9 protein-coding genes and 1 pseudogene are annotated in these 15,870 nt (G+C 64.9%); 9 read left to right on the forward strand and 1 reads right to left on the reverse strand.

What is annotated here, in order from left to right:
• The 7 genes and pseudogenes from KBA48_RS03190 to KBA48_RS03220 all read left to right on the forward strand — a co-directional run.
• A pseudogene (locus KBA48_RS03190) lies at nucleotides 1-554 on the forward strand (hypothetical protein); the annotation flags it as partial.
• Entirely contained in the window at nucleotides 551-1,924 is a 1,374-nt protein-coding gene (locus KBA48_RS03195; protein ID WP_292903544.1) for an MmgE/PrpD family protein, read from the forward strand. The pseudogene KBA48_RS03190 and the gene KBA48_RS03195, both read left to right, overlap by 4 nt.
• Nucleotides 1,925-2,094: 170 nt before the next feature.
• Nucleotides 2,095-3,498, forward strand: a complete 1,404-nt coding sequence (locus KBA48_RS03200) for a phenylacetate--CoA ligase family protein (RefSeq protein ID WP_292903545.1) — start codon at nucleotides 2,095-2,097, stop codon at nucleotides 3,496-3,498.
• Nucleotides 3,495-4,793 (forward strand): amidase, encoded by a 1,299-nt coding sequence (locus KBA48_RS03205; protein ID WP_292903546.1) that lies wholly within the window; start codon nucleotides 3,495-3,497, stop codon nucleotides 4,791-4,793. The genes KBA48_RS03200 and KBA48_RS03205 overlap by 4 nt, the downstream gene beginning before the upstream one ends.
• Before the next feature lie 269 nt (nucleotides 4,794-5,062).
• Nucleotides 5,063-7,546 (forward strand): TonB-dependent receptor, encoded by a 2,484-nt coding sequence (locus tag KBA48_RS03210; RefSeq protein WP_292903547.1) that lies wholly within the window; start codon nucleotides 5,063-5,065, stop codon nucleotides 7,544-7,546.
• Between the two features lie 88 nt (nucleotides 7,547-7,634).
• Nucleotides 7,635-8,810 (forward strand): alpha/beta hydrolase-fold protein, encoded by a 1,176-nt coding sequence (locus KBA48_RS03215; RefSeq protein WP_292903548.1) that lies wholly within the window; start codon nucleotides 7,635-7,637, stop codon nucleotides 8,808-8,810.
• A gap of 85 nt (nucleotides 8,811-8,895) precedes the next feature.
• Entirely contained in the window at nucleotides 8,896-9,528 is a 633-nt protein-coding gene (locus KBA48_RS03220) for an isochorismatase family protein (RefSeq protein WP_292903549.1), read from the forward strand.
• A gap of 42 nt (nucleotides 9,529-9,570) precedes the next feature.
• Here the strand turns inward: KBA48_RS03220 and KBA48_RS03225 are convergent, their stop codons facing one another.
• Nucleotides 9,571-11,781, reverse strand: coding sequence for a glycoside hydrolase family 3 C-terminal domain-containing protein (locus KBA48_RS03225; protein WP_292903550.1), 2,211 nt, complete (start codon nucleotides 11,779-11,781; stop codon nucleotides 9,571-9,573).
• 314 nt (nucleotides 11,782-12,095) lie between these two features.
• Here KBA48_RS03225 and KBA48_RS03230 point away from each other — a divergent pair, with 314 nt between their 5' ends.
• Together KBA48_RS03230 and KBA48_RS03235 are read left to right on the forward strand one after the other, a co-directional pair.
• On the forward strand, nucleotides 12,096-13,604 hold the full coding sequence (locus KBA48_RS03230; RefSeq protein WP_292903551.1) for an aldehyde dehydrogenase family protein: 1,509 nt from the start codon (nucleotides 12,096-12,098) through the stop codon (nucleotides 13,602-13,604).
• A 41-nt stretch (nucleotides 13,605-13,645) separates the two neighbouring features.
• A complete protein-coding gene (locus KBA48_RS03235; RefSeq protein WP_292903552.1) occupies nucleotides 13,646-15,862 on the forward strand; it encodes a TonB-dependent receptor in 2,217 nt (738 codons plus the stop codon).
• Nucleotides 15,863-15,870: the final 8 nt, after the last annotated feature.

The following is a 15,870-nucleotide window of genomic DNA, read 5'->3' on the forward strand; positions in this document are numbered from 1 at the left end:
TGATCGACGCGGCCCTGGCCCTGCTGTCCAAGATGGGGCGTGACCGGCTGGACCTGCGAGAGGTGCGAAGCATCGCCATCCAGACCTATGGCGATGCCTTGCGCTTCTGTGACCGGCCGGACCCGCGCAGCGTGATCGAGGCCAAATTCTCCTTGCAGCACGCGGTGGCCGTCACCCTGCTGGACGGCCCCCCGCCCTTGTCCGCCTTCGACCCGCCGATGATCGCCGATCCGGTGGTGGCCGCATTGCGGGCGCGGGTGAAGGTCACGGTGGGTGAGCCCTATGCCGGCGCTTATCCCAACCATTTCGGGGCGCGGCTGGTCCTGAACCTGACCAGCGGTGACCTGCTGGTGCATGAGCAGACAGACGCCCTGGGCGACCCGGAAAACCCGCTGCCCCTGGACCGCGCCATCGACAAGGCCCGCAGCCTGATGCAGGCGGCGGGCATGCAGGCGGGGGCCATCGGCACCCTGGTGACGCAATGTCTGGAACTGGCGGAAGGCCGCCCCCTGCCCACCCCGTGGCCGGGCCGGTTGACGGGAGAAGCGGCATGATGGCGGCGGATATCCTGGCGCGCCACGCGCTGTCGGTGGAATGGGTGGGTCTGCCGGAACCGGCGCGCGACGCGGTGCGCATCTTCCTGCTGGACACATTGGGGGTCGGCATCGCCGGGTCGAAGGCGCCGTTCGCCCCGGAGATCGCGGCGGCGGGCCAGAACTGGGCCAGCGGCGGCGGACCGGCCCCGGTCCTGGGCCGTGGCTATGCCCTGACCGCGCCGCAGGCCGCCTTCATCAACGCCTTCCAGATCCACGCCCAGGAATTCGACTGCGTGCATGAGGCGGCGGTGGTGCATCCGCTGGCCACCATCCTGGCCGCCTTGATGGCCGATACGTCACGTCAGACCCTGCCGGTGACGGGCGTGGAATTCGGGGCCGCCCTGGCGGCCGGCGTCGATATCGCCGCCACGCTGGGACTGGCCGCCAAGACACCCCTGAAATTCTTCCGGCCGGCCACGGCGGGGATTTTCGGCTGTGTGGCGGCCATGGCCCGGCTGCGCCGCCTGGACGTGGACACGACACGCAGCGCCTTCGGCCATGCGCTGGCCTTTGCATCGGGCACCATGCAGGCGCATGTGGAAGGCAAGCCGGGCCTGCCCATCCAGGTGGCGCATGCCGCCCAGGCGAGCCTGATAGCCCTTGATCTGGCCCTGGCCGGCATCCCCGGCACGGCGGGCAGCATCGATGGGCCCTTCGGCTATCTCGCCTTGTTCGAAACGGGGACCGACCTGCCGCCGCTGCTGACCCGGCTGGGCCAGGATTGGCGCATCGCGCAGGTCAGTCATAAACCTTTTCCCACGGGCCGCGCCGCGCATGGGGGCATCGTGGCTTTGCAGACGCTGATGCGCGACCATGGGGTGAATGCGGCCAATCTGGAAAGCCTGACCTACACGGCCCCGCCCCTGATCCAGCGGCTGGTGGGCCGCCCCCTTCCCGCCTATCCGGCGGCGCTGACGGCCAATTACGCGCGGCTGTGTTTTGCCTGGCTGGGCGCGGTCGTGCTAACGCGCGGTACCGTGGGCCTGTCGGATTTTGCCGACAGCCGCCTGTCCGACCCGGCACTGCATGCGCTGGGCAGCCGGATCAAGGTGGTGGCGGACGATAATCCGGACCCCGCCGCCTTCACCCCCGGCGTAGCGGAGGCGATGCTGACCGACGGGCGCATCGTGCGCGCCCGCATTGACAGCCAGTTAGGCAGCCCCATGACCCCGCTGAGCCGGGAACAACATCTGCGGAAATTCCGCGCCTGCCTGGACTTTGCGGGCGCTGCCGATCTGGCCGACCCGCTGATCCGGGCCATCGACGATCTTCAGGACCAGGCCGACATGGCTCGTCTGCTGCGCCGCGCCGCCGGCCTGCCGGACTGATACAGACGGTCGAAATGTTTGACCGTCTGTACGGCGGCGACTGCCGCCGCGCGGCACGTGCCGCGTAGACAAGCCCACGGATGTGGGCGCCGGCGATTGAGGGGCCTGAATGATTGGCCGAAGGTCAATCATTCAGGCCGATAGTATAACATCAGGGGAGTATTTTAGCCATGGACGGGCACAAGACCTATTTCAACGCCGTGGACTGGGATGCCTTGCAGAAGGACCACCCCATCGGTGACGATTTCGTGCGCTTCGCCACCCAGACCAGCCGGGACGCGCTGACGGCGCACCAGAACCGCCTGTTCATGCGGAGTGTGGCCCGCGCCTGGGCCACGCCCTTCTATCAGCGCCTGTGGGGCAAGGCCGGGATCGAGAGGGGCGACATCCGCTCCATCGAGGATCTGCCGCGCCTGCCCATGTTCGACAAATCGGACATCATGGCCAGCCTGGAGATCGCGCCGCCCTTCGGCGATTTTTCCGGTTTCTCCAGCTATCCGGCCGGCGAGCGCCCGCCCGTCGTGTTCCACACCACCAGCGGCACCACGGGCAAGCCCCAGGTCCTGCTGTTCGGAGCCAAGGGGCGGGAGGCGCAGAACCTGCTGCTGGGCCGCCTGTACCGGTTCCAGGGCATGCGGCCCGACGATGTGGTCCATTCAGTCTATGGCCATGGCATGATCAATGGCGGCCATTATGTGCGCGAAAGCGTGCTGCACTGGACGTCCTCCATCTTCATGTCGGCCGGTACGGGCGTGGAGACGCGGTCCGCGCAGCAGGTGCAGTTGATGAAGGAATTCGGGGCCACGGTCATCGTCGGTTTCTCCGACTACATCAAGAAGCTGGCCGAGGTGGCGCGGGAGAACGGCATCGATCCGGTGCGCGACCTGAATATCCGCATGATCTCCGGCCATCTGGGCAAGGAGGACAAGGCGGGCCTGTCGGCGGCCTGGGGCGGGGCGGAATGCTTCGACTGGTACGGCGTGGGCGATACAGGCTGCATCGCCGGCGAAGGCCCGGACCGTGACGGTCTTTATGTCATGGAAGACGCCCAGTATCTGGAAGTCTGCGACATCGATACGGGCGCGCCCGTGCCCGATGGGGCCTTGGGCGACATGGTCGTCACCTGCATCTACAAGGACGATATCCACCCCATCATCCGCTTCAATACCCATGACGTAACGCAGGTTCGTACCGGCGCGTCCAGCATCGGCGTCGGGTTCAAGCGGATCGAGGGTTTCCTGGGCCGGTCGGACAATATGGTGAAGATCCGTGGCATCAACATCTTCCCGCAGGCCATCGGCCCCATGCTGAACGGCGTGGCGGGCATCACGGGCGAGTATATCTGCAAGGCCGTGCGCGACAGTGCCGGCCGGGACGAGTTCATCGTGATCGCCGAGACGAACGCATCCGGCAATGACCGCCAGGACGTGGCGGAACGCAGCCGCGCCGTCCTGAAGCAGAAGATCGGGATCGAGGTGGGGGTCGAACTGGTCGACCACCGCGCCACAGCCGGCCTGACCCAGATCGACGTGCGGCAGAAACCCATCCGCCTGATTGATGAGCGGTTCAAATGATCGACGCCATCCTTGCCGCCGGCATTGCCGGCCTGCCCGACCTGTACCGGCAGGGGCAGGTTGATGCTCTGGCTGTAACGCGCTGCTATCTGGACCGGATCGCGGCCCTGGACGGGCATATAAGCGCCTATAATCAGGTGCTGGCCGACAGCGCCCTGACAGCAGCGGCGGCGTCCGCCCGGCGCTGGCGGGAGGGTAAACCGCTGTCGGAGATCGACGGCGCCCCTGTCGCGGTGAAGGCGAATATCGCGGTTCAGGGCGCCTTCTGGCATGCGGGCATCGGTGCCTATCGCGACCGTGTGGCGGAAAAAGATGCCGATTGCGTGGAGCGGCTGCGGGCGGCCGGGGCGGTCATCCTGGGCACCGTCAACATGCATGAGGGCGCCCTGGGCGCCACCACCGACAATGTCTGGTTCGGACGCACGCAGAACCCGCTGCGCGACGGTCATACGGCCGGCGGGTCCAGCGGCGGGTCGGCGGCGTCGGTGGCCGGGGGGCTGGCGGCGGGCGCGCTTGGGTCCGACACGATGGGATCGGTGCGTATCCCCAGCGCCTATTGCGGCATCGTGGGGTACAAGCCGGCCCGCCACGCCATCAGCCTGGACGGCGTGATCCCGCTATCCACCACGCTGGACCATGTCGGCGTGCATGGTCGCTCGCTGCCCGACTGCGCCCTGCTGGCCGCCCATGCCGGCGACCGGGGGGCTGTCACACCGGTGGATGTCGCCGGCCTGCGGCTGGCCATCCCCGACTGGCGGACCCGCGTGGAAGCACCGGACTTTATCTGGTCGGCGCGGGAGGAGGCGGCAACCCTGCTGCTGCTGAACGGCATGCGGCGGGTGGTGTCGGACCTGCCGGATTATCAGCCAGGACAGGCACGGCGTCTGGGCCTGCTGGTGTCGGAGGTAGAGGGGCTGAACGCCCATGCCGACCGGCTGGCGCAGGGCGACGATGGTTTTTCACCGGAATTCCTGGGTCTGCTGCGCTGGGGCGAACGGCAGCCGGCAACGAAGCTGGCCGCCGCCTATCAGGGGCTGGATGCGATCCGCACCGCCGGCACGGCCTGGCTGGAACAGGTGGATGCCGTGCTGCTGCCCACGGCCCCGCAAACCGCCTTCCCCTTCGACACCCCGGTACCAGCCAATCAGGCCGATTTCACGGCCCTGGCCGATTTTATCGGCTGTCCCGCCGTGGCCGTGCCGTTCAAGACGGCCCCTGACGGGCTGCCCTTGTCGATGCAGGTGATGGGCCGGGACGCGGCGACGGTCCTGGCGGTTGCCGCCTGCCTTGTCTGACACCAATCAGCCTTGATCGGTCAAGAGCAAGGCTGATTGGTATGAACCGTCGTTCTGACCGCGTGGTGGACAGGTCCGGTATCGGGCTTGAGCGGTTTCCAGCCCAAACACATCATCCGCCAAACAACCAACGCTCAAAGCTCCATCCCGTCCCTGAAAGAAACCCGTGGAACCCCGGTTCTGCACGGACGGGCGGAGCTTTGCGTGCAAGGCGGGCCGACAAGTGCCCGGCATGCTTTCTGGGACAATGTTTCGACTGGGAGACAAGAATGAAGGAAGTGAAGTTCAAGCCCCCATCCGGCGCATCGCGCCTGGCCATCACCATGGCCATCGGGGCATCCATGCTGGCCTCCACCGCTTACGCGCAGGATGCGGCCAAGAGCAGCGGTGAAGAAAAGCTGCAACTGGAGGAAATCATTGTCACCGCCCGCAAGCGGTCCGAAAACATCCTGAAGACGCCTGTGTCCGTCACCGCCGTAACGGCGGAAGAGGTGGAGCAGCGGGGCATCACGTCGGTTCAGAACCTGTCGGAGCAGACCCCCGGCTTCAACATCAACAATAACAGCAGCGGGCGCGGCGACCGGTCGTTCCAGCAGTTGATCCTGCGCGGCTTCACGCCGGCCACGACCGACAGCACGCCCGTCGCCACCTTCATCGACGGCGTTCCCGTCTCCTCCCCCACGGCGGTGATGAGCGTGTCCAGCCCGGAACGCATCGAACTGCTGCGCGGACCGCAATCGGCCTATTTCGGCCGCAACACCTTCGCCGGCGCCCTGAACGTGGTGAACAAGGAACCGGGCAACGATTTCGGCGGCAGCGTGACCGCCATGGCCGGCACCCACAAGGCGCGGCGCGTGCAGGCCGAACTGGAAGGCCCGATTGTGGAGGACAAGCTGTCCTTCCGCATCGCCGGCGATTACAACGCCAAGGACGGCACCTACAAGAACGCCGCCAACCGGTCGCAGACCCTGGGTGACCAGTCGTCACGCAATGCCAACCTGCTGCTGGTGGCCACGCCGACCGAAAACCTGACCATCAAGGCGTTCGGCATCATCTCGCATGACAAGGACGGCCCCGCCGCCCTGGGTCTGATCAGCGCGCGCGCCGTCACCGACAGCACGGGCCGCGTCGTTGTGCCGGCCCAGCAGAACTGCACCCTGGGCGGTTTCAACCCGTTCATGTGCGGCACGGTCCCGTCCCTGCCCGCGACCACGCCGTCGGGCAACTACAATGTCGACAGCTTCGTGCGCAATGCGCTGGCCGTGACCACGAACCGTCTGATCGATCCGGATGACAGCGTTAACAATTACGGTCTGGTGCGCGATTACCGCCACGCCCATCTGGTCGTGGATTATGAAATCCCCGATACCAACTTCACCATCAGTTCCCTGACCGGCATCAATCACGAGGAATGGGGCTCGCTGTCCGATATCGGCAATTACGACAGTTCCGGTATCGCCAACCCGGCCTATACGGCCACCAACGGCCTGCGCTCCTATTTCAGCTCGGCCTATCTGGTGGAGAATATTTCCAAGGATATCTCCCAGGAACTGCGCACCAGCTACGATGATGGAGAGGCGCTGCGCTTCGTGGCCGGCCTGTCCTATCTGGGCGCCAATGGCAAGCGCACCGTCGATACCTTGGACAACATGATCCTGAACAAGCAGGTTACCCCGTCCGGCAAGACGGAGTCCAAGACCTATGGCGGCTTCTTCGGCGTCACCTATGACATCACCGACAAGCTGACCGCCAGCGTCGAGGGCCGGTACCAGATCGACAAGCTCTACGCCTATATCTCGCCGCTGGCCGATGCGGTGGTGACCGACAGCACCTTTGTGCCGGCCGGTACCTACAAGGCCGGGTCGAAGCTGGCGGAACAGACCTACAAGAACTTCCTGCCCCGCGTGATCGCCCAGTATCAGTGGACCGACGAGGTCATGACCTATGCGTCGGTGGCCAGGGGCGTGAACCCCGCCTCACTGAATTCCGGCGTTACCACCTATACCGGTCAGGCCGCGACCATCGCCAAGACCCTGGGCATCGACCTGTTCGTCAAGCCGGAGAAGGTCACGACCTATGAAATCGGTCTGAAGGGTACCGCCGTCGACAACCGCCTGCGCTATGCCTTCGCCGCCTATTATTCGCAATGGCGGGACCAGTTGAACCAGGTCATCCAGACCTTCGTGACGCCCACCGGTGGTTTCGGCAGCGTGTTCGGCACCATCAATAGCGGCAATTCCGACATGAAGGGCCTGGAATTCGATGGGTCGTTCCGCCTGACCAACATGATCACGCTAACGGCGTCCGGCGCGCTGAATGACAGCAAGATCAAGGATTACAACGCCCCTCTGGTCACCTTCCTGGTCGGCACCACGGATTTCTCCGGCAATGAACTGCCGTCGACGTCGAAATATTCCGCCGCCGCCGGCGTGATGTTCAATGGCGAGTTCGATCAGTGGGAAGATGCAAGCTGGTTCGCGCGTGTCGATTACAATTACAAGTCCGGCGTCTGGTCGGATGTCGCCAATGTCGTGAAGACGGCAGAAAGCCACATCGTCAACACCCGCGCCGGTGTCACCGTCGGTGCCGTGTCGGTGGATGTCTATGCCAACAACCTGTTCGACAGCCGCCGTTACACCACGGTGAACAACAATATCCTGTTCACGCCGGCCCCGTCCTTCACCTATTCCACGCTGAATGTCGGCCTGCGTGAGGGGCGCACCCTGGGTGTCCAGGCGAAGTACAAGTTCTGAGCTTAAAATCGCGCCCTCGGGGACAACCTTGTCCCTGGGGGCATTTTTTGTTTCAGGCCCACGCCACCGCCCCTTAAGGAGCGCGACCATGCGCAAGCTTATCCTGTCCGCCATCACCGGCCTGCCGCTATTCCTGGCGGCTTTCCCCGCCCAGGCGGCGCAACCCGCCTGCGAGACGCGGACATTCTTTCAGCCACCGCTGGAATACCAGTCGGTCGAACATCTGCCCGACGGCCGCGTCACCTTCCGCCTGTGCGCGAAGGAGGCCAAGGAAGTCGTGGCCCTGCCGCAGGAAATGAACAGCGTGTCCATGGGCATGGATGGCAAGCCGCCGGGCCTGCCCATGACCAAGGATACCGACGGCTACTGGTCGGCGACCACGACAGGCGCCGTCGATCCCGGCGTCTATACCTATATTTTCAGGGTCGACGGCCTGCGCATCGCCGATCCGCGCGGCACCCGCTTTGCCGAGGCGCTGGGCGGCGTGCAGTCCATCGTTCAGTTGCCGGGCGACGGCACGTCCAACCAGTTCTACAAGGCGGAGGTACCGCACGGCGTCGTCTCCGTGGTGGACTATCCGTCCTCCACCCTGGGCATCCTGCGCCGCGCCCATGTCTATACCCCGCCGGGGTACGAGGCGGGTGGCAAGGACCGCTACCCGGTCCTGTATCTGGTCCATGGCTACAGCGACAGCGACGATGCCTGGACCATGAAGGGCAATGCCAACTACATCCTGGACAACCTGATCGGGGCCGGCAAGGCCAAGCCGATGATCATCGTCATGCCCTATGGCCACACGCCCACGCGCGAAGGCGTGCAGGGCATGGAGAATACCGATTTCGGCAATGACCTGCACAAGGACCTGATCCCCTTCATCGACAAGCATTTCCGTACCCAGGCGGCGGCGAAGACCCGTGCCATGGTCGGCCTGTCGATGGGCGGGGCGCATACGATCCAGTTCGGCCTGCCGCGCGCGGACGTGTTCGGGTCCATCGGCGTCTTCTCCATCGGCATGCTGTCGGAGGAACAGACCAAGCGTTATCGCGAGGTCAATGACGCCGCCCTGAAGGCCCGCGCCAAGGCCGGCGGCCTGGTCTTCTATGCCGTCGGCAAGGAGGATTTTGTCATCCAGATGGCGCCGCCCTTCCGCCAGATCCTGGCCGATTACGGCATCAAATACACCTATGTCGAAAGCGGCGGCGGCCACACCTGGATCAACTGGCGCGCCTATCTGGAACAGATCGCACCGCTTCTGTTCAACTGACGGTCAGATAGACCGAACAGGCACGTCACGGCCTTCCCCATCGCGTATCGGGAAGGCCGTTTTCTTTCGCGAAAGGATCACACCCATGGCCACTGATCTGAATGCCGACTATGCCCAGGCCGGGTTCGGCAACCGTCTGGGCTGGGGCAAGCGCCCGGCCCTGCTGATCATTGATTTCGTGAATGCCTATCTGGACCCGGCCTGTCCGCTTTATGCCGGGGTGGAAAAGGCACTGGCGGGGGCCGTCACCCTGCTGTCGGCCGCACGCGCCGCCGGCATCCCGGTCTTTCACACCAATGTCGCCTATACACCGGGCGGCGTGGATGGTGGCGTGTTCTTCCGCAAGGTGAAGGCCCTGTCCTGTTTTGAACGCGGTCTGCACCCGCACTGGGCCGCATTCGCGGAGGGGCTGGAGCCGGTCGCGGGCGAACCGGTGATCACCAAGCAATATGCCAGCGCCTTTTTCGGCACCTCGCTGGCCTCCACCCTGACCTCCAGCAGCATCGACACGCTGCTGATCGCGGGCCTGTCCACGTCTGGCTGCGTCCGCGCCTCGGCGCTGGATGCCTGTCAGCACGGGTTTGTGCCGCTGGTGGTGCGCCAGGCTGTGGGCGACCGCGACACGCGGGTGCATGAGGCGAACCTGTTCGACCTGAACGCCAAATATGCCGACGTGATCGGGATCGAAGAAGCGGTCGCGCATCTGTCAACCCGCTGAAATGGAAAGGGCCGGCGGGTTGCCGCCGGCCCTTTTTGATGTTTACGGCTTCAGGGACCGTTTGCTGACCTTGGCGGTGCCGGTCAGCGCGGCCGTCGAAGCCGATGGCCCCACCGTCACCTCATAGGTGCCGCCCGTGATCCGCCATTGACGCCCGGCCTCGTCAAAGCTGGCCAGAAGGCGCGGGTCGGCCTTCAAGGTCACGGTGCGCGTCTCACCCGGTTTCAGGTCAACCTTGTCGAAACCGATCAGGCGTTGCAGCTTCACCCCACCGGCCCCCGTCAGATAGACCTGCGGTGCATCCTTGCCGGCGACAGCGCCCGTATTGGTGACCCGGAAACTGACGGTCAGCGTCTCCCCGCCCTTCACCGACAGCTTGTCATAGGCAAAGCTGGTGTAGGACAGGCCGTGGCCAAACGGGAACAGCGGCTTCATGCCCAGGGCGGCGAAACGGCGATACCCGACATCGGCCCCTTCATCATAGATCACGTCGAACTGCTGCTTCTTGGGCAGGCCCCAGCCCGGCAGGTCGCGGCGCGGATACTGGTCCAGGCTGGTGGGGAAGGTCACCGGCAGCCGGCCCGACGGATTGACCCGACCGGTCAGCACATCGGCGATGGACTCGCCGCCCTTCTGCCCGCTGTACCAGGCGGCGACAACGGCCCCGACCTTGTCCAGCCAGGGCATCAGGACCGGACCACCGGTCTGCAGCACCACGATGCTGTTGGGATTGGCGGCAGCCACCGCCTGGATCATCTCGTCCTGGCCCTGTGGCAGCGACAGGTCGTAGGCGTCCAGCGCTTCGGCCATCCACTGGTTGGCAAAGACGATGGCGATATCGGCCGCCTTGGCGGCGGCGGCGGCTTCCGCGGGATAGCGACCATCGGCAAAGGTAATGGTGGCGTCCGGCAGAGCCGCGCGCAGCGCCTTCAGCGGGGAGGAGGGATGGAACACCAGCCGGCCCCACATGGCCATCGGCCCGTCACCCCCCACCGGCACCACGCGGGCATTGCCGCCCGTGGCCGTCACCTGCGACGAACCGGCGCCCGACAGCACACCGGCATCCGCCTGCCCGCCGATCACCACGATCTTCTTTCCGGCACCGCCCTTGAGCGGCAGAATGCCCTTGTTGGCCAGCAGCACGATGCCTTCATCCGCCACTTTCTTGGCCACTGCCGCATGGGCGGCGGCATCGATCTGCGGCTTCACCGGCTTGCCATCAAACAGGCCGACGGCAAACATCGAGCGCAGGATGCGGCGCGACATGTCGGACAGCCGCGCCTCCGGCACCGTGCCGGCCAGGGCCGCCTGCTTCAGCGGTTCACCGAACCACATCTGTTGGTCCAACTGCTCGCCCGACTGCTGGTCCAGGCCCTTCACGGCATAGTCGGTGGCGTGGACCGCCCCCCAGTCCGACATGACCCAGCCCTTGTAGCCCCAATCCCCCTTCAGCACGCCATTCAGCAGATGGTCGTTCCCGCAGGAATAATCCCCGTTCACAAGGTTGTAGGCACACATCACGGAGCCGGGCTGCCCCTTCTCGATGGCGATCTGGAAGGCCAGCAGGTCGCTTTCGCGGTGGGCGGCCTCCTTGATGATGGAATTGGCGTAGAAACGGCCTGTCTCCTGTCCGTTCAGGCTGAAATGCTTGATGGTGGAGATGATGTTCTGGTCCTGAATCGCCTTGATGCTTTCCCCGGCCAGGGTGCCGGCCAGCCACGGATCTTCGCCCAGATATTCGAAATTGCGGCCATTACGCGGATCGCGGGCCAGATTGACGCCGCCGGCCAGCAGCACGTTGAAGCCCTTGGCCGCCGCCTCCCGCGCGATCATGGCCCCGCCTTCATAGGCGAGTTCGGGGTTGAAGCTGGCGGCAAGCGCCAGGCTGGCCGGCAGGGCCGTGGCCGTGTCGCCGGGCCGCACGTCGCCCGGATTGGTGATGCCCAGGCTGGCATCGGTTTCCTTCAGCGCCGGGATGCCCAGGCGCGGCACACCGGGGATGAAACCGGCCCCGCCGACCGACCCCGCCGGGATGGGCGGGCCACCGGGAAAACTCAGCGCCATCGGTCCATGCAGCAGACCGATCCGTTCATCCAGCGTCAGTTCGGCATCCAGCAACCGGGCCCGTTCATCGGGCGACAACGAGGGATTGCGCCAGCCCTCCCCCGCCGCCAAGGCGACAGCGGAACAGGACAGGCTCGCCAAACAGAGGCCAGCGACCAGAGACGGCATCATTACCCGGTTTTTCGACATGGACTTCCCTCTTGCAGGAATATCGGCAAAGCCAATCATTCGGCGGTTGAAGTTTCCACGAAGCCTGCCATGGAAAGAATCCGTCGTCAGAATGACCGCACCGGTTATCCACCACGTGGTCAGATGACTAATGGACAATTGATGATCAAATTTGTCGCAGGCTTCGGACAGAACAGATCAAAATTACATTTATCGCCACACAGCGGATAAAGGCGTGATTGCCCCTGCCACACTCTGTTTCCTTGCCCACAATTACCTCCCAGAACAACAACGCCCGCCAAGGCAGCTCTGACGGAACCTGGGAGATACGGGATATGCAGATCGAGAACATTGTGCCGGCACAGGAAGCTGTCCGCGCATGGCTGAAAAGGCCCCGCCATCAACTGCTGATCGGCGGGCAATGGGTGGACCCGGCCGCCGGCCGCACACTGCCCACGATAAACCCCGCAACCGGACAGGTGCTGGCCGAGATCGCCGCCGCCGATGCCGGGGATGTGGACCGCGCCGTCGCGGCGGCGCGCAAGGCGTTCGACGATGGCGCATGGCGGTCGATGACGCCGGCCCTGCGCGCCCGCCTGCTGTGGCGTATCGCCGACCTGATCGATGCCCATATCGATGAATTGTCGGAACTGGAAACGCTGGACCAGGGCAAGGCCCTGTATGTCGGACGCTGGGCCGAAATCCCCATGGCGGCCGAGCAATTCCGCTTCTTCGCCGGCCTGTGTACCAAGGTGACGGGTGACACGATCCCGTCCAGCATCAATTACCAGCCGGCGGGCAAGCGGGTCGCGGCCTATACCACCAAGGAACCGGTGGGCGTGGTCGCCGCCATCACCCCCTGGAACTCCCCGCTGATCATGCATGCCATGAAGCTGGCCCCGGCACTGGCCGCCGGCTGCACAATCGTGCTGAAACCGGCGGAGGAAACCTCGCTGACGGCCCTGCGTCTGGCCGAACTGCTGGTGGAAGCGGGTGTGCCGGCGGGCGTGGTGAATGTCGTGACCGGTCTGGGTTCCGTCGTGGGGGCGGCCCTTGCGGCCCACAAGGACGTGGACAAGGTGGCTTTCACCGGTTCCACCCAGACGGGCCGCGCCATCCTGGACGGGGCCAGGGGCAATCTGAAGAAGGTGACCCTGGAACTGGGGGGCAAGTCGCCCGTGGTCATCATGGCAGATGCCGATCTGGACGCCGCCATCGCCGGGGCCGCCAATGCCATCTTCTTCAATGGCGGACAGGTCTGCGTGGCCGGGTCGCGGCTTTATGCCCACCGATCGATCTTCGACAAGGTGGTGGCCGGCGTGGCGGAGATCGCGCGCAATATCCGCCTGGGCCATGGCCTGTCGCCCGACACCCAGATGGGGCCGCTGGTCAGCAAGCGGCAGGCCGACCGGGTGAAAGCCTATATCGATCAGGCCGTCGCCGATGGCGCCACCCTGGTGACCGGCGGCGGGCAGAAGGGGCCGGCGGGCACCTTCATCGAGCCGACCGTGATCACCAACGCCGATCCCAAATCCGCCATCGTCTGTGAGGAAGTGTTCGGCCCCGTGGTCGTCGCCGCCCCGTTTGACGATGTGGCGGAGGTTGTGGCCGCCGCCAATGACACGGAATTCGGGCTGGCCGCCAGTGTCTGGACCCAGGATCTGTCGGCGGCGCACCGCCTGTCCTCCGATATCCGCGCCGGCACGGTCTGGGTGAACTGCCATTCCTTCTGGGATGTGGCGCTGCCCATCGGCGGGTTCAAACAGTCGGGCTGGGGCCGCGAAAGCGGCGCCGGGGCCATCGAAAATTACTTGGAAATCAAAACCGTGTGCATGGTTCTGTGACCTGCCGGTATTGTGACCTTTCGACCAAGGATAGACATCTGATGTTCCGCACCCACAAGACCGGCCGTTCCCTGCTGCTGGCCACCACCATCGCCGCCACCACTGCCTCCCTTGGCCTGCCCGCGCTGGCGCAGAGCGACAATCTGGTGCTGGACGAGATCATCGTCACGGCGCAGCGCCGCGAAACCTCGCTACAGACCACGCCCGTTGCCGTCACCGCCCTGACCGCCGATGCCCTGTCCGAACAGAATGTCAGCAGTGCGGAGGACCTGTCCGCCGTTGTGCCCAGCCTGATCATGCTGCCCGTCACGGCCAGCCGGTCCACCCTGCAGGTCGGCCTGCGCGGCGGTACTGAACAGTCGGGCGGGCTTGTCACCTCCGAATCCGCCGTCGCCTTCTATGTCGATGATGTCTATCGCGGGCGTCTGGCCGGGTCGAACATGGAACTGGCCGACATCCAGCAGGTCGAAGTGCTGCGCGGGCCGCAGGGCACGCTTTATGGCCGCAATTCCTTCTCCGGCGCCATCAAGATCGTCACCCGCACACCGGGCGAGGATGAATGGGCCGAGGTGCAAGGCGGCATCGGGTCACAGGACATGGTCTATGGCTCCGCCTCCTGGGGCGGTGACCTGATCGACGATGCGCTGGGCGCGTCCCTGTCCGTGCTGTACCGCGATCAGGATGGCTATGTGTACAATCAGGCCCTGGACAAGGATGTGTTCGGGCAGGAAAATCTGGCCCTGCGCGGCAAGCTGCATTTCTATGGGCGGGAGGGGCTGAAGGCCACCCTGTCGGTCACCCATACCAAGGACCGCAATGACGGCCCGGCCAACCTGATCCCCGTCAGCTTTGCCGGCACCTACCCCACGCTGGCCGCCAACGCCGTTTCCACGACCGACGCCATTCCGCGCGGCGGCTCGCGTTTCGTCAGCCTGTCGACCACCGATCCGGACGGCTATACCGACCAGACGGCGGTATCGCTGGATGTCAGCGCCGAATGGGGTGATGTCACGGTACGGTCCATTTCCGCCTTTGTCGGCACCCAGGACGGTTTTGTCTTCGACCTGTCGGGCGGCATCCGCAATCCCGACGGAACCTACCGCCCCAACGGTCTGGTGCGTGACGGGCGCGGCCGCACCGACCAGTACAGCCAGGAACTTCAGTTCCAGGGCGACGGGCTGGATGGCAAGCTGAACTGGATCACGGGCCTGTACTATTTCCGGGAGGAAAGCCATCAGGTGCTGAAGGACCAGCTCGTGCTGGGTCAGTTCTTCACCATGCCTGTGCTGCCGCAGACCATCGACACCACCACCGACAGCTACGCCGCCTTTGTCCAGGGCACCTATCAGGTGGATGACCGCCTGTCCGTGACCGGTGGCCTGCGCTATACCAAGGACAAGAAGAAGCTGGATGGCACCATCCAGAACTATCTACCCTTTGCGCCGGGCCCGGCCATCGCCCTGGTGCCGGTGAAGCGCGACCCCAGTTTCAGCTCCTGGTCGCCCAAGGTGGGCGCCGATTACAAGATCACCGACGATGTCTTCGCCTATGCCACGGTATCGCGCGGATTCAAGGCCGGCGGTTTCAACGGGCTGGCCGTTGCCAACCCGGTGGTGTTCGGCACCGTCTATGACCCGCAGACCGTCTGGGCCTATGAGGGCGGGTTGAAGGTGACGGGCCTGGACGGGCGCCTGCGCGCCAACCTGTCCGTCTACCGCAACGACCTGTACGATCTGCAGCAGACCGAACAGGTGGCCGCCGGCTCCTATGCTATCAAGAATATCGGCAATGCCCGCGTGGACGGTGTGGAACTGGAACTGACCCTGAAAGCCGCGGAAGGGCTGGACCTGTTCGCCAATCTGGGCCTGATGGACGACAAGTACAAGTCGAAGAACCCGCTGTCCGACAGCGCGACCTCGGGCGCCAAGCACCTGCCCCTGGTGTCGCCCTGGAGCATCCAGACCGGTTTCACCTATGAAACCCCCGCCTTCTGGCAGGATCAGGCGCGGGTGCGGCTGTCGGCCAGCTACCAGTATCAGGATGATTACTATTCCACCGTCGCCAACCTGATCCGGACGGAGACGGTGGGTCTGGTCAATGGCGCCGTCGCCCTGGTGTCGGACAATGATAGCTGGAGCCTGACCTTGGCCGGCAAGAACCTGACCAACGAGAGCTACTTCACCACCGCCCCCAGCAACGCCGCCATCGCGGTGGCGGAGCCGCGCACCTGGACCCTGACGGCCGGGTACAAGTTCTAAAGGTTTGT

This window comes from Niveispirillum sp. (assembly GCF_017996735.1).
Taxonomy (GTDB): domain Bacteria; phylum Pseudomonadota; class Alphaproteobacteria; order Azospirillales; family Azospirillaceae; genus Niveispirillum.